Below are 18,771 nucleotides of genomic sequence, written 5' to 3' on the forward strand. Positions count from 1 at the left end.
GGGCAGCCGAGGGTGGGAATCGCGGTGCTGGTGGTCACATGGAACAGCGCGAAGGTGATCGACGGTCTGCTGGAGTCGCTGCGCCCGGGACTGGACGGCCTGGACTGGCAGTTGATCGTCGCGGACAACGATTCCGCGGACGATACGGTCGCGCGCGTGGAGAGTTGGGCGGCGCGTAATTGCGACGCGGTTTGCCGGGTGGTGCACACCGGCGGAAATCTCGGTTACGCCGCCGGAATCAACGCGGCTTTGACGAAGGCTGATAAATACGACGCGGCTTTGGTACTGAACCCGGATATCCGGTTGCATGAGGGTTCTGTTCGAAGCATGTATGAATTCATCGACGACGGCGAAGGCACGGCGGGTGAACCGGGGCCGCGCACCGGGATCGTCGTCCCGCGCATCGTCGACGAGGAAGGCGCGCTGGCGTACTCGCTGCGCCGGGAGCCGACCCTGCTGCGCGCGCTGGGCGAGGCCACGCTGGGCGCCCGCGCCGGGCGTTTCGCCCCTCTCGGCGAACTGGTCATGGACGAGCAGGCGTATCAGCACCCTGTGGTGGCGGACTGGGCCACCGGCGCCGTCATGCTGATCTCCGCGGCCTGCCTGGCCGCATGCGGCCCGTGGGACGAGTCCTTCTTCCTGTATTCGGAGGAGACCGAGTTCTCGCTGCGGGCCCGCGACCGCGGTTTCCTGACCCGACTGGCGCCGCGGGCGGTGGCGACGCACATCGGCGGGGAGTCGAGGGTCTCGCCCGAACTGTGGACGCTGCTGATGAGCAACCGGGTCAAGCTCTACCGCCGCCGGCACGCGCTGGCGCCCTCGGTCGCGTACTGGGGTGCGGCGCTGCTGCGCGAGGCGCCCCGGGCCGCCCTCGGGCAGCAGCGCAGCCGCAGCGCCGTCAAAGCCCTGCTGAGCAGGAAGATGCTGGACTGAAAGGCCGGGTTCGCGCCGGGGCCGTGACGCCGATCCGGCGCTGCTTCCCAAACGCGGCCGAGCCGGTCGGGGCTCGCGGCTACGCGATGCGCCCTCGGGACGCCTCCAACAGGGCCGCGACTTCGAGCGGGTTGCCGTAGTCGCGCGATGAGACGATCAGCCCGTCGCGCACACGCGTGACCGTGATGTACGACAGCGAGAACGGCTGTCCGCCGTCGGTCACGCGCCCGGTGATCCGGTACTCGGCGACGATCACCTCCGGATCGGCGGTTTCGTGCAGCCGCACGTCCGAGACGGCGTCGAACTCGAACAGGGCCGCCGCGGCGTTCATCCGTGCCCGCATGCTCTCGCGGCCTTCGGTGACGGCTGCGATTCCGTTCGGAGCGAAGGGGATCTCGATCACCACGTCGGGCGCGTAGAGGTCGGCGATCTGGTCGCGGGTACCCTCCGCGGTGGTGCGCAGCAAGAGCTCGACCGTCTCGCGCGGGCCGCGGGGGTGAGCGGCGGCGGGCGACTTCGCGGACATGTTTGACTCCCGGATAGGATGGCGCGGCGCAGTAAGCGGAACGATGACCCCGCTTACCCGACTATACGGAACGCGCGCCCCGTTTGTCGACGCCGCGCGCGGAGGAAGGACGGCTCGTGACGCCGGAAGCCCAGGCCGGGCGCCCGCCGCGGGCGGATGCCCGACGCAACCGGGCCCGCGTGCTGGCGGCCGCCCATGCGGCCTTCGCGGCGCAGGGACTGGCGGTGCCGCTGGACGAGATCGCCCGCCGGGCCGGGGTCGGAGCCGGCACGGTGTACCGGCATTTCCCCACCAAGGAGGCGTTGTTCGAGGCGGTGATCGTGGCCAGGCTGGAGTCCCTGGCCGAGCAGGCGCAGGCCGCGCTCGAGGTGCCGGCGCGGCAAGCCGGCGCGGCGTTCTTCGACTTCCTGTACGTGATGCTGGCGGACGCGGACTCGAAGAAGGACCTGGCCGACGCGCTCGCCGGCGCCGGGATCGACCTGCGCGCGATCACCGTGGTCGCGGCCGCGCGGCTGAACGCGAGCCTGGCCGAGCTTCTCGCCCGTGCGCAGGCCGCCGGCGCAGTGCGTCATGGTATTGATGCATCCGATCTGCACGCGGTCATCGTCGGCGCCCTCGCGGCCGAGCGGCGCCGGGCGGATCCGCAACGCCCCGGCCGTATCGCGCGGATGGTCTGCGACGCGCTGCGCCCGGCCACACCGCTCAGCCGCTGAGTCACCGCACCGCTGGGCCGGCGGGCCGGCCGGTCACAGCGCAGCCAAATCAGCCTTCTTCGCCAATATCGGACATCAGTGCGAGACGCCGCGCCATACGTCTGCCACAGTGACGGGCATGAATACGATTCCCCGCCGGGCACGCGGTTTCAGGGTCACCACCATATCTGCGGCAACTACTGTAACAGTGTTGCTACTCACCGTGAGCGGTTGTAAGTCAGGCGTCATATCCACGCTCAGCGCCAGCGGTTCGCCGAGCGGCGCGGCCGGCGCGGCGCCGTCGATCCAGCCGCGCTCGGCCGGTCTGCTCGCGGTGCACGACCCGAAGCAGGTCACATACTCACTGAAGATCACCAGCTGTCACTTCCAGTCCGGCCCCAGGCCCGACCCGCACTGCACTCCCGGCTCGTTCGACCCGTCGGTGACCCAGGCGAACATCCACAGCACCATCTGCCGCAGCGGCTACACCGCCACCGTGCGCCCGGCGGTCAGCCAGACGAACGCGGCCAAGCACACCCTCTACGCCGACTACGGCGTGCCGAGCAGCACCACTTCGGAACTGGACCACCTGGTCTCCCTGGAGCTCGGCGGCTCCAACGACGTGGCCAACCTCTGGCCGGAGATCGGCAAGATACCCAATCCCAAGGACTCGGTGGAGAACCGCCTGCACGAGGCCGTGTGCACCGGAAAGGTGACGCTGGCCGCGGCGCAACAGGCGATCGCCACCGACTGGACCACCGCCGAGCAGCGCCTCGGCGTGAAGTGAGCCTTCAGAGGGACGTTTGGTTTGGTTCTGGGGTAGATCGTCACGACAGGTGGACGTTCGATTCGCCCGAGAAGTCGGGTACCCGACAGCGAATCGGCCAAGCGGCGGCGCTCGCAAGGCGCCGGAGCGTCCTCGCGGTGTTCGAATTCAACACAGTGGGTCGTCTGTGGGCGCTTCGGCAACGCAGCGAGCGTCGTCGATCGGCCGATTCGCCCCCAGAATCAGACCAAACGTCCGCTCAGCTCCCGCCCGCGATGGCCGCGGCGAGAAGCTCGCGCAACCGTCCGGGCGTGTGCCCGGTGTGTTCTCGCACGGTTCTGATGAAGTGCGCCTGGTCGGCGAAGCCGAGGTCCGCGGCCAATCCGGCGAGGTCGCGCTCGCCGGCCTCGATCCGCTCCAGCGCGCGGCTGACCCGGGCCCGATTGCGGTAGCGCGTCAGCGAAGTCCCGGTCTCCCGGCGAAAGACGCGGCTCAGGTGGTAGGGGGAGACCTCGAGCAGCCCGGCCAGAGTGGTCAGGCGGTCGGCGGCGGGGTGCCCGGCGGCGACCGCCTCCCGCGCGCCGTCGGCCAGAGCCCGCGCCGCATGGCTCGGCACCTGGGCGCGGCGTTGCGCCGCGCCCGACCCGAACACGGGCGCCGAGAGCGCGAGCACGTCCAGAAGCTGCTCGGGAACGGCGAAGCCGGTATCGCCGCCGGCGATGGCGCGCGCCAGCCGGCGATGCGCCAACTCCAGCCGCCCGTCGACGTGCAGCCACGGCCGCGACGGCCGCCCGCCGTCTCCGGCGAGCGACCTCCACCACCGGTCGCTGACGCCGATGGAAGTGCAGACGTCGCCCCCCGCGGGGTGCGCGAACCGCTGCTGCGCGCCGGGCAGCTGCAGGTAGCCGGTCGTGGGATCGACCACGCCTTCGCGCCCCATCGTGCGCAGCCGGAAGCGGCCGGATCTGACGAGCACGATGCGCCGGCCGGCGCCCGGTTCGGCCGGAGACCAGCCCGCGTGCTCGTCGCTGCACGTGACCACGCTGATCGCGAACCCGTCGCCTTCGATATGGGCCTTGACGTACCGCACGGGAACCACGGTACCGGGGGTCGCCGACACGGGCCGCGGGCAAGAATCTTCAATCCGGACCCTGGTGCGCGCGCCGACACTGGCCGGGTGGAAACGAGAGAACTGATCGGGAAGCGCCGAACCGGCACGGTCCCGAAGGCGCCGCCGCGCGGCCGCGCCCTGCTGGCGGTGCTGTTGGGCGGGCAGGCGATGGCGACCATGGACGCCTCCATCGTCAACGTCGCCGCGCCGAGCATCCGCACCGGTCTGCACGCCTCGGGCGGTGCGCTCCAGCTGATCGTGACGGGGTATGTCCTGTCCTTCGCCGTGGTGCTGGTCATCGGTGCGCGCCTGGGCGACCGGCGAGGGCACGCGCGGATGTTCCGCCTGGGGCTCGCCTCGTTCATGGCCGCATCGCTGGCCTGCGGACTGGCGCCGTCGGCCGCGGCGCTGACGGGGTTGCGGGTCGTGCAGGGCGCGGCGGCGGCGCTGCTCGTGCCGCAGGTTTTGTCGGTGATCCAGTTGCGCTTCGAGGGCCGGGCGCTGGCCCGGGCGATCGGCTGGTACTCGATGGTGCTGGCCCTCGGGGTCGCCGCCGGCCAGCTCGCCGGCGGCCTGATCGTCGGCGCCGACCTGCTGTCGGCGGGTTGGCGTCCGGTCTTCCTCGTCAACGTCCTCGTCGGTGCCGTCCTGCTGGCCGTGTGCTCGCGAGTACTGCCGATGGACCGCGGCACCGGTGCGGGGCGGCTCGACGCGCCCGGTTCGTCGCTGCTGGCGTTCGCGATGGTCGCGGTGGTGCTGCCGGCGGCTCTGGGGCGTGAGCACGGCTGGCCGCCGTGGACCTGGTGCTCGTTCGGCGCCGGCTGCGCCGCGATGGCCGGGTTCGGCTGGTGGGAGACCAGGCTGCAAAGGTCCGGCGCGGAGCCGCTGCTGGATCTCACGGTGCTCACACGGGTCGGCGTCCGGCCGGGCTTGGCCGCCTGCTGCGTCGTGATGGGGTGCTACGCGGCGGTGTTCTTCACCCTCACCCTGCACCTGCAGTCCGGCCTGGGTTTCACGCCGCTGCGCGCCGCGCTGACCTTGCTGCCTTACCCGGCCGGGTTCGCGGCGATGGGACTGACCTGGACCAGGATGCCCGTCCCGGTGCGATCGGCGTTGCCGGTCGCGGGGCCCGTCGCGTTCGCGGGCGCGTTTCTCGCGCTGGCCGCGCCGGGGTACGGCAGGTGGCCGGTCGTCGCGGCGGTGCCATTGCTCGCCGTCGCGGGCGCCGGCCACGCGGCCGGTTTCAGCCCGCTGCTTTCCAGGATCACCGAAGCCGCCGGTCCCGGCCGCGCCTCGGCCGTCTCCGCGCTGGCCAACACGGGTTCGCTGCTGGCCAACGTCCTGGGCGTGGCCGGCCTCGGCGGTCTCTATCTGTCCGCGGCCGGTCCCCGGGCGACGCAATCCGCTGACGCACTGACCCGTGTCGCCTGGTCCACCGCACTTCTGCTCGCCTTCGGTGCCGCCTGCGCGGCGCGGGCGCAGCGGGCACGGCACAGCCCGCATCCTGCCGTCGCACGGCACCGTGACCACGTGGGTTGTGGATGAACTCTGTCTCAGGTCCGGATGCCGAACTTCGACAGCCGCCGGTCGGCCAGCGCAGTACCGCCGGTCTGGCAGGTCGGGCAGTACTGCAACGACGAGTCGGAGAAGCTGACCTCGCGGATCGTGTCGCCGCACACCGGACACGGCTCCCCGGTGCGGCCGTGCACACGCAGCCCGGTCTTCTTCTCCGCCTTGAGGGTCGCGGCGCGCTGCCCCACGCAGCGCTCGACCGCGTCAGTGAGCACCGAGCGCATCGCCCCGTGAAGTCGCTCGACCTCCTGCGGGCTCAACCCCGTGGCGAGCTTGAACGGGGAGAGCTTGGCCGTGTGCAGAATCTCGTCGCTGTACGCGTTGCCGATGCCCGCGATCGCGCTCTGGTCGGTCAGCAGCCCCTTGATCTGCTTGCGCCGCTCGGCGAGCACGGCGCCGAGCGCCGCCGCGTCGAACCGGGGGTCGAGCGCGTCCGGGCCGAGCCGGGCGATACCCGGCACTTCTTCGAGATCCCGCACGACGTAGACGGCCAGCCGCTTCTGGGTTCCGGCCTCGGTCAGATCCCAGCCGCAGCCGCCCTCAAGGTGCACACGCAGCGCCAGCGGACCCTTGCCCGCCCGAGGGGGAGCGGACGGCAGCGTGTCGCGCCACTGCAACCAGCCCCCGCGGGACAGATGGCAGACCAGGTACGTGCCGTCGAGGTCGACCGTCAGGAACTTGCCGCGCCGCCCCGCCGCGCGCACGGCGGCCCCGGCCAGCGCCGAAACCGCCGGGTCGAAGGTCTTGAGCGCGCTGAACGCGACCACGTCGATCCGCAGGACCGTCAGCCCGCGCGCGCGTTCGGTCAGGAACGCGGCCAGTGCTTCGACTTCCGGCAGTTCGGGCACCAGTCCAGTCTGCGTGCGCGGCGGCGCCCGGTCCACTCGGCGCCGCCAAGGCACTGTCGGTGGATTGCGGAAGAATCTTGAAGCAGGAGTACAGCAGCACGTGAGTGATTGCGAGGGACCAACGTGGGTGTCATACCCGAGAGCGTGAGCGGAACCGTCGATGTGGGTGAGGTCGCGCTCGCGTACGACGAGACGGGCCGGGGCCCGGCCGTCGTCTACGCGCACGGCCTGACCGGCAGCCGCGCGAACGACCGCTATTACATGCTCAACGACTGGTCGCCGCTCGTCGCCGCGGGCCGCCGCCTGATCCGCTACGACGCGCGCGGCCACGGCGAGTCCGGCGGCCGGCCGCAGCACACCGACTACACGTGGCGGCATTTGGCGCAGGACCTGCTCGCGGTGCTCGACCGGCTGGCCGGGCCGCGACCGGCGGACGTGATCGGCGCCTCGATGGGGTGTGGCACGCTGCTGCACGCGGCGCTCTCCCGTCCCGATCGCTTCGCGCGCCTGGTGCTGCTCATCCCGCCGACCGCGTGGGACACCCGGCCCGAGGCCGCGCGCATCAACAACGAGCTCGCCGATCTGGTGGACCGCCGCGGGCTGGACTTCGTGCTGGCGGCCATCGAGGACGCTCCGCTGCCTCCGGTGCTGGCACAGGCACCGGACAAGCCCCGACCTGCGGCCATCGACGAGAGGCTGTATCCGCACGTGATGCGCGGGGCTGCGGCCTCCGATCTGCCGGCGCCGGAGGCGCTGCGCGCGCTCACCCACCCCACGCTGATCCTGACCTGGGTCGGGGACCCGACACACCCGCAGTCCACCGCCGAGAAGCTCAGCGAACTGCTACCGCACGCCCGCTTGCACGTCTCGTCCGACTACGCGGACGTGCTCACGTGGGGCGAGCGCGTGTCCGCGTTCCTCGACGACACCGAGCCGAGGCCGCTGTGAGCGCGGATCCCCGCCGGCCCGCAACCGGCCCGCAACCGGCCCGCAACCGGCCTAGGCGGTGTTGGGGAATGTATCAAGGCAACGATTCGACCGCCGCTTTGTCGGATTCGCCCCTTGAGGCATTCCCCAACACCGCCTAGAACTCGTAGGTTTCCAGCCGCCCGCACATCCCGAATCTGCGGTCCTCCGGCACCGGCGCCTGCTCGACCCGGGCCGCCGCGCGCAGCAGGTGGTCGATGTCGCCCAGCTTGAGCTGCGAGAGCTGCTCCCCGGTGCGCTGCGCGGCGAGCGCCGCCCCACCGCGCCACAGCTCCTCCCACTGTGCGAGCCGGTCCGCGCGCAAGGCGAGCGCCTGCCGATAGAACTCCTCCAGCGCGCCGACGTCGCCGGACTGCACGCGCTCGACCAGCACGCGGAACCCGGAGACGGCCAAGTCCCGGCGCCTTCTCGCGGCCTGCTCGCTGGACGCGTGCGAGGAGTGCGCGTCCAGCAGGGAGGCGGCCGCGGCATACGCGTCCGGGTCATCGAGCACCGGAGGCGGGAAAGTCAGCACGGCGTCCCCGGCCTCGGGTAGACCGCCGTTCTGCATCACGACCACGACGCGCAACGCGCCGTCACCGTTGACGGCCCGGTGGATCGTGCCGGGGCCGAACCACGCCACGGTGCCGGGCCGCAGCGGCAGCTCCTGGAATCCGTGCGCGGTCAGGGTCTGCAGCGAGCCCTCGCCGCCGACCACGACATAAGCCTCCGTGCATACCAGGTGCGCGTGCGGCGAGCCGCCGCAGCAGCCGTCCGCGGCCGGCCAGTCGTAAACCCGCAGCCCCGAGACGGCAGCGCCGCCGGGAAAGATCGGCGTCTGCGCGCCGTCCGGGGTCCCGAGCCCGTCAACAGTCATGACCCGCGCCTCACCAGGGATGAGCATTGATATACGACTCGATGCGTTCGTGGTCCCATCGCCCGTCGGCGACGACGACCCGGTAGCGGCGCCGCAGCGTCTCGCCGGCCGGCAGTTCGAGCCCTTCGAAGAAGGCGAGCGAGGGGTTCACCGCGGCGAACGGTTCGCTGCGCACGAACCAGACCGGTTCCCCTCCCGGGTTCTGCGGATCGGGCACGAACAGCAGCGTCGCGAAGCCGTCGCGCTCGTCGAACTCGCCGCCGAAGGCCAGCCAGGGCGAGGTGTGGCCCATCGCGGCGCTCTCCCCTTGCCGTCCCCCGGATGTAAGTACCCTGCCGCCCCGGAACGCGCGCGGGCCGCGCCAGAAGAAGCCGCAGTAGCCGGCCAGTTCCCGGCCGAACACGGTCGGGCTGCCGAAGTCGAGGCTCTGCCCGCGCACGTTGAGCAGTTCGGTGCCGAACTCCAGGGTCCAGCAGCCGGCCTCGACGTCCACGTCCCGCACGCCGATGGTGCGCTGCTCCCGGATCCACAGCTCACCGTCCGCGTTGATCCAGTCAAGCGTCTCGGCCACACCCGGCCGCGCGCCGTCCGCGTCGCCCTGCCCGATCGTCGCGAACCCGGTGTGGTCCATGCGGCCCACGTTCGGCAGGTCCTGGTAGCCGCCTCCCGCGGGCCCGGACACGTACGTGCCGCCGCCCCAGAAGTTCTGTCCGGACAGGTGCGACGCGGTCATCGCCAGGCCCTTGTGCCAGCGGTGGTCGTTGGGCCGGTTGTCCGTCACCACACCGCCGGAAAGGGTCCGCAACGGGTGGAAATAAGGGGACGGACACTCGAAGGGGTCGAGTTCGGGCCGGTAGTGATAGCGCAGCAGTTCCCGGCCGGCCGCCGCCGCGGTCAGCTCCGAGACGTCCTCGTGCCGGGTCAGCCGCGGCGCCGCCGCGGCCTTGCCGGGCGCCGCGGCCGTGGCACCCGGTGCCCAGCCGGGCACGTCGCCGTGCAGCCGGTGGTAGAACGGATCGCGCGGCCCGATCTGCCCGCGCAGCACCGGCGCTCCCGTCAACGCCGAGCGGTAGAGCGCCGTGACCAGCTCCAGCGTCTCGCGTCCCGCCGGGCCACTCGTCGGCGGCCGTTCGCCGCGCTCCATCGCGTCCAGGACGTAAGGCAGCTGAGCCGTGTGCGAGCTGCCCACGCCGCCGCCCGCCGCCGCCGGCCCGTCCCCGGTCCAGCCCGCGATCCGTTCCCCGTCCTGGGCCACGTGCGGAGCCGGCGTGTAGACCCAGTCAGAGTCCGAATATCCGTAGAGGTGTTTGACCTCGACCGTCGCGTCGGTGAAGTCGAAACGCAGCCGGCTCTCCTCGCGCGGCGACAGGATGCTGTTGACGATGGTGGCCAGCGCGCCGGAAGTGAAGCGCACCAGCGCCATGGACACGTCCTCGGGCTCCATCCGGCGCTCGAGCCGCCCGGCCATCGCCCGCACCTCGGCCCAGTCGCCGAGCACCGCCAGCAGCAGATCCATCTGATGGATGCCGTGCCCCATCGTCGGGCCGCCGCCCTCGGTGGCCCACTTTCCGCGCCATGGCACGTCGAAGTACGCCTGCGGGCGGAACCAGCTGGTGTCGCACTGCGCGACCAGGGCCCGTCCCAGTTCGCCCGAGGCGGCCTGGCGGGCCAGGCGCAGCGCGCCCGAACCGAAGCGGTGCTGGAAGACGACGCTCGCGTACGGGCCGCCCTCCCGCTCGGCCTGCTCGATCCGGTCGAACTCGGCCAGCGACAGCACCGGGGGCTTCTCCACCAGCGCCCAGGCGCCGGATTCGAGGATCCGCACGACCGCGTCGGCGTGCGCGGCCGGCGGCGTGCACACGTGGACCAGGTCAGGCCGCTGCTCGGCGAGCATCGCGTCCAGCGACGTGTAGCCCGCCGGGATCTCGTGCTTACTCTGGAAGTTTTCAAGCCGTTCCGGGTCGATATCGACGGCGGCGATGACCTCGACTCGGTGGGATTGTGATCGTAGAGCGGGGAGATGGGCGATCTCGGCGATACCCCCGGTGCCGAGGATCGCGGCCCGGAAGCGACGGGAAACGCTCAACGCGACGCCTTCTTTCGAAAGTCTCTGAAATTCTTTCGAACTGTCTCCGGAACGCTACGGCCGCGGGGCAGCCCCGTCAACGCCTTTCGCCCGCCGCGCGGCGGGCGAAAGGCCTCAGCTCATCGTCGCGGCCGGGGGCGCGGTGCTGCTGCGCTCGACCAGGCGCGTGGCCAGATCCGCGCGCAGCGCGTTCGGCCGCTTGCCCCGGCTCAGGTCGATCACCAGGCGCGCGGCGGCCTCGGCCATCTCGGTCAACGGCTGGCGCACCGTGGTCAGCGGCGGCCCTATCCAGCGGGTGATCGGCAGGTCGTCGAAGCCGACCACGCTCAGGTCCCGCGGGATCACCAGGCCCAGCTCGCGCGCGGCCTCGTACAGCCCCAGCGCCTGAAGGTCGTTTCCGGTGAAGATCGCGCTCGGCCGGTCGCGCATCCGCAGCAGCTCAAGGCCCAGCGAGTAGCCGGACTCGTGGTGGAAGTCGCCCTCGCGGATCAGCTGCGGGTCGATGGGCAGGCCCGCGGTGTCCATCGCGGCGCGGTACCCGTCGATCCTGGCGCGGCTGCACATCATCCGGCCCGGCCCGCCGATCACGCCGATGCGCCGGTGGCCGAGCTCGATCAGGTGCCGGGTCGCGGCCAGCCCGCCGTGCCAGTTGGTCGCGCCGACCGAGGGCACGTCCTCGCCCGGGTCTCCCGCCGGGTCCATCACCACGAACGGGATGTCGCGGCTGGTCAGCTGCGCGCGCTGGCCCGGGTCGAGATTGCTGAGCACCAGGATCACGCCGGTGGGCCGCCGGGCGAGCACCCCGTCCACCCAGGTCTGCCCGGGACTGAGCCGCCCCGCGGATTCGGAGAGCACCACGTGCAGCCCGGTATCCCGCGCCACGTTCTCCACACCGCGGATCACTTCCATCGCCCACGGGCTCTCCAGCTCGTGGAAGACGAGGTCGAGCAGCGCGGACGGCTGCCCGCTGCCGCGGCGGCGGCTGTATCCGTGCTGGCGCAGCAGTTCCTCGACGCGCACACGTGTCGCGGGCGCGACGTCGGCGCGTCCGTTGAGCACTTTCGAAACTGTCGGAGTCGACACCCCCGCGGCGCGGGCGATCTCCGCGAGGGTCGCCGCGCCGTCGCCGGACGGGCCACCCTGCTGGGACGTGACCTCTGGTGGGCTCATGGCACGCATGGTAACGCCAACAGCGGCCGCGAGGGCCAGGCGGTGGGGTACTTGTGGCCCCTTGACGCCGATGATGGCGCACCGTAAGTTGGCGATAACATTCGAAGTGGATCCCGAATGTTGCGAAATATCCGGGAACCACTCAGTGCCCGAGGAGGGGCGCCGATCCGCACATCGGCCAGCCTCACGGCCGGGGCCGCAGAGCCCCGCCGAACCCGGGGTCCGGCCGGTTGGCGCGTCGTAGCCGCACTCTACGACGCGCCAGCTCGTCGGGATCAGGGATCGCCCGCCCCCGGCCGGGCGGCGAGAGTTGAATTCGAATACGAATCCCCCTCCATAAGTTCGTTGAGCTGCTGATAGCCGAGAGGCTCGCGGATCGACTCATATGTCCCCGCCGTGAAAGCTTCATGCGCGGCCCGCCGCACGAGCGCGTACGCGGCCGCGGCGATCGACGAGCCGAGACTGATCCGCGCGACGCCCAGGGCCGCCAGTTCGCGGATCGGGGCAGCGCCCGGCCCGGCCAGGATGTTGAGCGGCGCGTCGATTCCGTCGACGAGTGCTGACACCGTCTCCGGGTCGGTGACCGAGGGCACGAAGATCCCGCTCGCCCCCGCCGCGATGAAAGCCCTCGCGCGGTCAAGTGTCGCGTCGAGCCGCGTGGCGGGCTCGCCGGCGCCGTTGAGGTACGTGTCGATCCGCGCGTTGATGTAGAGGCGCACGCCGGCCGAAGAGGCCGCCTGCCGCGCCGCCGCGAGCCGCTGTGCCTGATCGTCCACGGGCCGCAGTTCGCGGCCCGAACCGGTCTTCGCATGGACGCTGTCCTCGATGTTCACACCCACGGCGCCGGCCGCCAGCACGCCGCGGATCGTCTCCGCGACCTGCGCGGGCGTCCTGCCGAAGCCCTCCTCGATGTCGGCCGTGACCGGGACGTCCATCACCCGCGCGATCCGCGCGATCACGGCCAGCGCGCCGGCGCGGTCCACCCGGTCGCCGTCCGGGTAACCCAGGCTCCACGCGACCGCGGCGCTCGTCGTCGCGATCGCTTTCGCCCCGGCATCCCGCACCACGCGCGCGCTGGCCACGTCCCAGGCGTTCGCCAGAATCACGGGCTCGCCGCGCCGGTGCAGCGCGTGGAAAAGCTCGGCGTTCTCGTTGATCGTCGTCATGCCGCCAGTCCATCAACCGGTGGCTTCGGTGTCCAGCGAAAGTCCGGCGCCGCGCCGGGCCACGCCCGACCGCCTGCCCGGCGCGGCGCGGTCCGGCCGTCAGAACGCCTCGCCGCGGGCGGCCTTCTCACGCAGCAGGCGCGGCGGCCGGAAGCGCTCGCCGTACAGGTCGGCCAGGTAGTCGGCGCGCGCTGCGAACTCCTCGACGCCGTATGCGTTCACGAACTGCACCGTGCCGCCGGTCCACACCGGGAATCCGATGCCGAAGACGGAACCCAGGTTCGCGTCCCGGATCGAAGTCAGCACGTTCTCCTCCAAGCAGCGGATCGTCTCCAGCGACTGGATGAACAGCAGCCGGTCGCGCAGATCCCGCTCCCCGACCCCGCCGCCGTCCGGGCGCGCGTAACGCTGGGCCAGTCCCGGCCACAGGCGCTTGGGACCGTCGGCCGGGTAGTCGTAGAACCCCGCGCCGCCCGCCTTCCCCGGCCTGCCGTGCTCCCGGATGAGCTCCTCGATGATCCGGAACGCCGGGTCGTCCTCCAGCTGCTTGATCCTCGCCGCCGTCTGCTCGGTCGGCGGCGAGGCGGCCAGATCGGCGAGGGCCTGGTCGCGCACCTTCAGCGACAGGGTCAGCGTCACCTCGTCGTGCACGGCCAGCGGGCCGACCGGCATGCCCGCCTTCTTCGCCACGTTCTCGATCAGCGCCGCGGGCACGCCCTCGGCCAGCAGCCTGACCCCCTCGCCGATGTAAGTGCCGAAGGTGCGCGAGGTGTAGAAACCGCGCGAGTCGTTGACCACGATCGGGCTCTTGCCGATCTGCTGCACGTAGTCGTAGGCGCGCGCGAGCGTCGCGTCCGAGGTCTTCGCGCCGCGGATGATCTCGACCAGCTTCATCTTCGCCACGGGGGAGAAGAAGTGCAGCCCGATGAACCGGCCCTGGTCCGTCACCGCCTCGGCCAGGCCGGTGATCGGCAGCGTCGAGGTGTTCGACGCGATCACCGCGTCCGGGCGCGCGGCGGCCTCGGCCGCGGCGTTCACCTCGTTCTTCACCGCGCGCTGCTCGAATACGGCCTCGATGACCAGGTCGCAGCCTTCGAGGTCGGCGTACCGGCTCGTGGTGGCGATCCTGGCGAGCGCGGCGTCGCGCTGCCGCTCGGTCAGCCGGCCGCGGGCCACCTGCGCGTCGAGCTGCTCGGCGACCGCGGCCCTGCCCTTCTCGGCGGCCTGCGCGTCCACGTCCTTGAGCACGACATCGATGCCTGCGACCGCGCTGACCTGAGCGATGCCCGAGCCCATCATCCCGGCCCCCAGCACGCCCACCTTCGTGGTCTGATGTTTCTCCTGCCCGGAGGGCCGCGACCCGCCGGCCTTGATCTCGTTCAACTGGAAGAAGAACGTGCCGATCAGGTTCTTGGCGATCTGCCCGGTGGCCAGTTCGGTGAAGTACCTGCCCTCCACCTGCAGTGCCGTGTCGAAGTCCACCAGCGCGCCCTCGACCATGGCGGCCAGGGCCTTCTCCGGCGCGGGCAGCGTGCCGTGGGTCTGCTTGCGCAGCGCGGCGGGCGCCGCGGCCAGCAGGCCGTAGGAGGCCGGGTCGAGGGGTTTGAGGTCCTTGACACCGACGGCCCCCGGCGCGGCGTCCCACGGCTGCCGCGCGTCCGGGTGCGCCAGGGCCCACGCTCGCGCCTTCGCCAGCAGTTCCCCGCCGTCCGAGGCCAGCTCGTCCGCCCAGCCGGCCTTCAGCGCCGCGGCCGGGCGCAACCGCCTGCCCTCCGTGATCAGCGGCAGCGCGGCCTGCACGCCCATCATCCGCACCGTGCGCACGATTCCGCCCGCTCCGGGGATCAGCCCGAGCGTGACCTCGGGGAAGCCGAGCCGCACGTCCGTCTGGTCCAGCACGACGCGGTGGTGGCAGGCCAGCGCGATCTCCAGGCCGCCGCCCAGCGCGCTGCCGTTGACCGCCGCCACGACCGGACGGCCGAGCCGCTCAAGCCGGCGCTGACAGGTCTTGACCTGCTCCACCTCGGCCGCGAACGCCTCGGCGTCGGCCTTGGACACCGCCACCAGTTCGCGCAGGTCCGCGCCCGCGAAGAAGGTCTTCTTGGCCGAGGTGACGATCACCGCGCGGATCGAGTCGCGCTGCGCCTCAAGGCGGTCCACGGCGGCGGCGAACGCCGCGCGGAACCCGGCGTTCATGGTGTTGACCGGGCCGTCCTGATCGATCGTCAGCGTCACCACGCCCTCGGCGTCGAGGCTGTAGCGGATGCCGCCGGGCAGGTCGGCGCGCTCCTCGGCGCACTGGTTCACGCCGCCCGCCTCCTTCGTGTCGCGGTCCTGTCGCATCGCTTCCTGACTCACAGTCACACCCGCTCGATGATCGTCGCCACGCCCATGCCGCCGCCGACGCACAGCGTCGCCAGCCCCCGCCGCAGATCGCGGCGTTCCAGCTCGTCCAACAGGGTGCCCAGGATGACCGCCCCGGTCGCGCCGAGCGGATGCCCGAGCGCGATCGCCCCGCCGTTGACGTTGACCCGCTCCTCGTCCACGCCCAGGTCGCGGCAGAACTTCAGCACCACGGCCGCGAACGCCTCGTTCACCTCGAACAGGTCGATCTCGTCCACCGAGAGCCCGGCGCGGTCCAGCGCCTTGCGCGCCGACGGACCCGGGCCGGTGAGCATGATCGTCGGTTCGGTGCCGACCGAGGCGGCCGCGACGATCCGGGCCCGCGGCCGCAGGCCCAGGCGCCGGCCGGCCTGCGCCGAGCCGATCAGGATCGCGGCCGCCCCGTCCACGATCTGCGAGGAGTTGCCGGCGTGGTGCACGTGCTCGATCCGCTCGACGTGCGGGTAGCGGTCGATCGCGACCGCGTCGAAACCGAACTGCCCGGGCGCGGTGAACGAGGGCTTGAGCGCCGCCAGCCCGGACAGCGTCGTCTCCGGCCGGATCGTCTCGTCCGCGGCCAGCAGCACCCGGCCGTTGCGGTCCGCCACCGGCACTACCGAGCGCTCGAAGTAACCCTTTTCGCGCGCGTTCGCCGCCTTCTGATGGCTGCGCACCGCGAACTCGTCCACGTCGGTGCGGCTGAAGCCCTCCAGCGTCGCGATCAGGTCCGCGGACACGCCCTGCGGCACGAAACTCACCGCGAGGCTCGTCTCCGGGTCGGCCATCCACGCCCCGCCGTCCGAGCCCATCGGCACCCGCGACATCGACTCGACCCCGCCCGCCACGACGAGGTCCTCGAACCCGCAGCCCACCTTCGCGGCGGCCGTGTTGACCGCTTCGAGGCCGGAGGCGCAGAACCGGTTGAGCTGCACGCCGGCCACGCTCTGGTCCCAGCCCGCGGCGAGCACGGCGATGCGGGCGATGTCCGCGCCCTGTTCGCCGACGGGGGAGACGACGCCGAACACAACGTCGTCCACGGCCGAGGTGTCGAGGTCGGTGCGCTCGGCCAGCGCCCGCAGCAAGCCGGAGGCGAGAGACACCGGCTTGACGCTGTGCAGCGAGCCGCGCTTGCCCCTGCCGCGCGGTGTACGTACCGCATCGAAGATCAGTGCATCGGTCATACCTGCCACGTTAGGCGCGGCCACGTCGAAAGTCGCATGACCGGGGCGCTCAGTGTTCTTGACCGCAACGCTGCGCGGCAGCCGGCGGGCCGCAACCGCGCGTGGCTCTTCGTCACGCGGAACGCGATGCCTGGCGGCCGGACGCGGTCGCGTCTCGATTCGCCTCTTGATAGGAGCCCTGGTAGGAGCGCGGCGTCGCTCCGGTCCACCGGCGAAACGCCCGGTGGAACGCGCTCGGTTCGGAGAAACCGAGCCGCGCCGACAGCTCCTCGATCGACGTGTCGCCGCGCGCCAGCGCCGAGACCGCCACGTCGCGGCGCAACTGGTCGCGCACCTGCTGGAAACTGGTGCGTTCCGCGGACAGCCGGCGACGCAGCGTCTGCGGGCTGACGGCCAGCCGGGCCGCGACCTGCTCCGGGCCGGGCAGCGGCGCTTCGGCGCCTGCGCCAAGGGCCTGGTTCAGCAGTCTGCGTACCTGCGCGGAGACCTCCTGGCCGTAGTCCATCCGGGCCAGGATGTCCCAGGGCGCGCGCCGCAGGAACGCGCGCAGCGCGGCCTCGTCCTGCACCACCGGTTGGTCCAGGAGCGCGCGGTCGAAGCTCACCGCGGTGGCGGCGGCGCCGAAACGGCAGGTCGTGCCGTACAGCAGCCCGTACTCGAGCGCATGCGGGGGAGCGGGATACCCGAGCTCCACCTCGTCCAACCCGATCCGGCGGCGGATCAGCCAGGACGCGGAGCGGTGCCAGACGATCAGCAGCGACTCGGCCGCGAACCGGTCCGGATCGTCGTAGTCGGACAGGTCGAACTCCACGCGCGCGACCGAGTCCCGCTCGGTCAATGAGAACCGAGGGCCGGCCGGGAACAGTCGGTAGAACCGGTCCGCGCGGCGCACCGCGGTACGCAGGTCCGGGCTGCAATGCACCACCGCGTGCGTCATCATCGCGAAGGTGCCGAGCCGCAGCGGCGCCGAACACAGGCCGAGCAGTTCGTCGTCGAGGGCGCTCCACAGCGCCTTGGTCAGTGCCACGAACTGCGCAGCGGGCACCCTTCCGTGCTCATCGGCCAGCGCGTGCTCCTCAATGCCTGCGCGTTCCAGCAGCGGCGCGACGTCCACACCCCGCCGCCGCGCGCCGACCAGCGCGGCACGCACGTGGTGCGCGGCGGCCCACCGGGTGAACCCCATCGGCTCCGTCACAGTCCGCATCGTACGTAACCCGCGGCCGCCGGGCTTCAGCGCGTGCAAGACCTGGCCAGGCCTCACGGCATGACGACACTTAAGCTCACAGCGTGACGACACTTGGGCGCGACGACGACGCATATGACAACCCAGGCGATGCGTACACCGCACATGCCGCTGCCGGTCCGCTGTCCGGCATTCGCGTGCTGGAGTTCGCGTCCCTGGCACCGGCACCTTTCGCGTGCACGCTGCTGTGCGATCTCGGCGCCGACGTGCTGCGGATCGTGAACCCGGCGGACCGGGGACCGACCGCCCGGCCGCATCCCGGAGATCCGCTGGACCGCGGCCGGGCGGTCGCGGCGCTCGACCTCAAGCAGCCGGGCGCCGCGAGCACCGCCCTCGACCTGGCCGCGCGGGCGGATGTGCTGGTGGAGGGCCTGCGGCCCGGGGTCATGGAACGGCTGGGGCTCGGCCCGCAGGTGTGCCTGGAACACAACCCGCGGCTGGTTTACGCGCGGATGACCGGCTGGGGGCAGGACGGGCCGCTGTCCGCGCGGGCCGGACACGACCTGAACTATCTGGCGCTCTCCGGGGCGCTGGAACACCTCGGGCCGTTCGACGGGCCGCCCGCACCGCCGCTCAACTATGTCGCGGACTTCGGCGGCGGCGGGATGCTGCTCGCGGTCGGTGTGCTCGCGGCGCTCGTCGAACGGGAGCGCTCCGGGCGCGGGCAGGTCGTGGACGCGGCGATGAGCGACGGCGCCGCGCTGCTCGGCGGCGTCGTGCACGGCTTGCGGGCGCGCGGCCTGTGGGGTGAGCAGCGCGGCGGAAACCTGCTCGATGGATCAGCGCCCTTCTACACGACGTATACGTGCGCGGACGGCCGGTTCGTCGCGGTCGGGGCGATCGAGCCGCAGTTCTACGCGCAGCTGATCGACTTGCTGGGCCTGGGGGATCGGATCGATCCGGCGGGCCAGCACGACCGCGGCGCCTGGCCGGAGACGAGGCGGCTGCTCGCGCGGACCTTCGCCACGCGCCCCCGCGACGAGTGGAGCTGGCTGTTCGCGGGTTCAGACGCCTGCGTCACGCCGGTGCTGACGCCGTGGGAGGCGCCGGACCATCCGCACAACGAGGCCCGCGGCACGTTCACGACCGTGGCAGGGTATGTACAGCCGTCGCCCGCGCCGCGCTTCTCCCGCACCCCGGCGGCCGTGCCGCTGCCGCCGCACACGGTGGATCCGGACGAACACTGGCCGCGCACCGGGTCCGCGGGCGCGTCCGGGTCGCCTTCGGTCGGGTAAACCACCCCCGGCACGGC

General features: G+C 71.9%; 16 protein-coding genes. 6 read left to right on the top strand and 10 right to left on the bottom strand.

Features of this window, described 5'->3' with window-relative positions:
• Positions 1 to 30: 30 nt before the first annotated feature.
• Complete coding sequence (locus tag KGA66_RS14085; protein WP_438822043.1) at positions 31 to 933, top strand: glycosyltransferase; 903 nt, start codon at positions 31 to 33, stop codon at positions 931 to 933.
• A gap of 79 nt (positions 934 to 1,012) precedes the next feature.
• On the opposite strand, the gene KGA66_RS14090 is transcribed toward KGA66_RS14085, so the two are convergent.
• Entirely contained in the window at positions 1,013 to 1,459 is a 447-nt protein-coding gene (locus KGA66_RS14090) for a nuclear transport factor 2 family protein (RefSeq protein ID WP_211468549.1), read from the bottom strand.
• A 116-nt stretch (positions 1,460 to 1,575) separates the two neighbouring features.
• On the opposite strand from KGA66_RS14090, the gene KGA66_RS14095 reads away from it, so the two are divergent.
• Positions 1,576 to 2,172, top strand: coding sequence for a TetR/AcrR family transcriptional regulator (locus tag KGA66_RS14095; RefSeq protein WP_211468550.1), 597 nt, complete (start codon positions 1,576 to 1,578; stop codon positions 2,170 to 2,172).
• Between the two features lie 202 nt (positions 2,173 to 2,374).
• Positions 2,375 to 2,938: a hypothetical protein gene (locus KGA66_RS14100; RefSeq protein ID WP_211468551.1), complete on the top strand. Its 564-nt coding sequence runs from the start codon at positions 2,375 to 2,377 to the stop codon at positions 2,936 to 2,938.
• Between the two features lie 238 nt (positions 2,939 to 3,176).
• Here KGA66_RS14100 and KGA66_RS14105 read toward each other — a convergent pair whose 3' ends face one another.
• On the bottom strand, positions 3,177 to 4,007 hold the full coding sequence (locus KGA66_RS14105) for a helix-turn-helix transcriptional regulator (protein WP_211468552.1): 831 nt from the start codon (positions 4,005 to 4,007) through the stop codon (positions 3,177 to 3,179).
• 87 nt (positions 4,008 to 4,094) lie between these two features.
• Between KGA66_RS14105 and KGA66_RS14110 the strand changes: the two genes are divergently transcribed.
• Positions 4,095 to 5,573 carry an MFS transporter gene (locus tag KGA66_RS14110; RefSeq protein ID WP_211468553.1) on the top strand — a complete coding sequence of 493 codons (1,479 nt, stop codon included), beginning with the start codon at positions 4,095 to 4,097 and terminating at the stop codon, positions 5,571 to 5,573.
• 8 nt (positions 5,574 to 5,581) lie between these two features.
• Here KGA66_RS14110 and KGA66_RS14115 read toward each other — a convergent pair whose 3' ends face one another.
• On the bottom strand, positions 5,582 to 6,448 hold the full coding sequence (locus KGA66_RS14115) for an Fpg/Nei family DNA glycosylase (RefSeq protein ID WP_211468554.1): 867 nt from the start codon (positions 6,446 to 6,448) through the stop codon (positions 5,582 to 5,584).
• 144 nt (positions 6,449 to 6,592) lie between these two features.
• On the opposite strand from KGA66_RS14115, the gene KGA66_RS14120 reads away from it, so the two are divergent.
• Entirely contained in the window at positions 6,593 to 7,396 is an 804-nt protein-coding gene (locus KGA66_RS14120; protein WP_211468555.1) for an alpha/beta fold hydrolase, read from the top strand.
• A gap of 136 nt (positions 7,397 to 7,532) precedes the next feature.
• Here KGA66_RS14120 and KGA66_RS14125 read toward each other — a convergent pair whose 3' ends face one another.
• The 7 genes from KGA66_RS14125 to KGA66_RS14155 all read right to left on the bottom strand — a co-directional run bounded on the left by KGA66_RS14125 (position 7,533) and on the right by KGA66_RS14155 (position 17,480).
• Positions 7,533 to 8,291, bottom strand: coding sequence for a cupin domain-containing protein (locus KGA66_RS14125; RefSeq protein ID WP_211468556.1), 759 nt, complete (start codon positions 8,289 to 8,291; stop codon positions 7,533 to 7,535).
• A gap of 10 nt (positions 8,292 to 8,301) precedes the next feature.
• Positions 8,302 to 10,377: a DUF6807 family protein gene (locus tag KGA66_RS14130; RefSeq protein WP_211468557.1), complete on the bottom strand. Its 2,076-nt coding sequence runs from the start codon at positions 10,375 to 10,377 to the stop codon at positions 8,302 to 8,304.
• Between the two features lie 114 nt (positions 10,378 to 10,491).
• Positions 10,492 to 11,547, bottom strand: coding sequence for a LacI family DNA-binding transcriptional regulator (locus tag KGA66_RS14135; protein ID WP_211468558.1), 1,056 nt, complete (start codon positions 11,545 to 11,547; stop codon positions 10,492 to 10,494).
• Between the two features lie 275 nt (positions 11,548 to 11,822).
• Entirely contained in the window at positions 11,823 to 12,713 is an 891-nt protein-coding gene (locus KGA66_RS14140) for an isocitrate lyase/PEP mutase family protein (RefSeq protein WP_211468559.1), read from the bottom strand.
• Between the two features lie 99 nt (positions 12,714 to 12,812).
• Entirely contained in the window at positions 12,813 to 14,990 is a 2,178-nt protein-coding gene (locus KGA66_RS14145; RefSeq protein ID WP_438822044.1) for a 3-hydroxyacyl-CoA dehydrogenase NAD-binding domain-containing protein, read from the bottom strand.
• Between the two features lie 83 nt (positions 14,991 to 15,073).
• On the bottom strand, positions 15,074 to 16,276 hold the full coding sequence (locus KGA66_RS14150; protein WP_211468560.1) for an acetyl-CoA C-acetyltransferase: 1,203 nt from the start codon (positions 16,274 to 16,276) through the stop codon (positions 15,074 to 15,076).
• 112 nt (positions 16,277 to 16,388) lie between these two features.
• On the bottom strand, positions 16,389 to 17,480 hold the full coding sequence (locus tag KGA66_RS14155; protein WP_438822042.1) for an AraC family transcriptional regulator: 1,092 nt from the start codon (positions 17,478 to 17,480) through the stop codon (positions 16,389 to 16,391).
• Between the two features lie 161 nt (positions 17,481 to 17,641).
• Between KGA66_RS14155 and KGA66_RS14160 the strand changes: the two genes are divergently transcribed.
• On the top strand, positions 17,642 to 18,754 hold the full coding sequence (locus KGA66_RS14160; RefSeq protein ID WP_246507808.1) for a CaiB/BaiF CoA transferase family protein: 1,113 nt from the start codon (positions 17,642 to 17,644) through the stop codon (positions 18,752 to 18,754).
• Positions 18,755 to 18,771: the final 17 nt, after the last annotated feature.

The organism is Actinocrinis puniceicyclus (genome assembly GCF_018283645.1).
In the GTDB taxonomy this organism is placed as follows: Bacteria; Actinomycetota; Actinomycetes; order Streptomycetales; family Catenulisporaceae; genus Actinocrinis; species Actinocrinis puniceicyclus.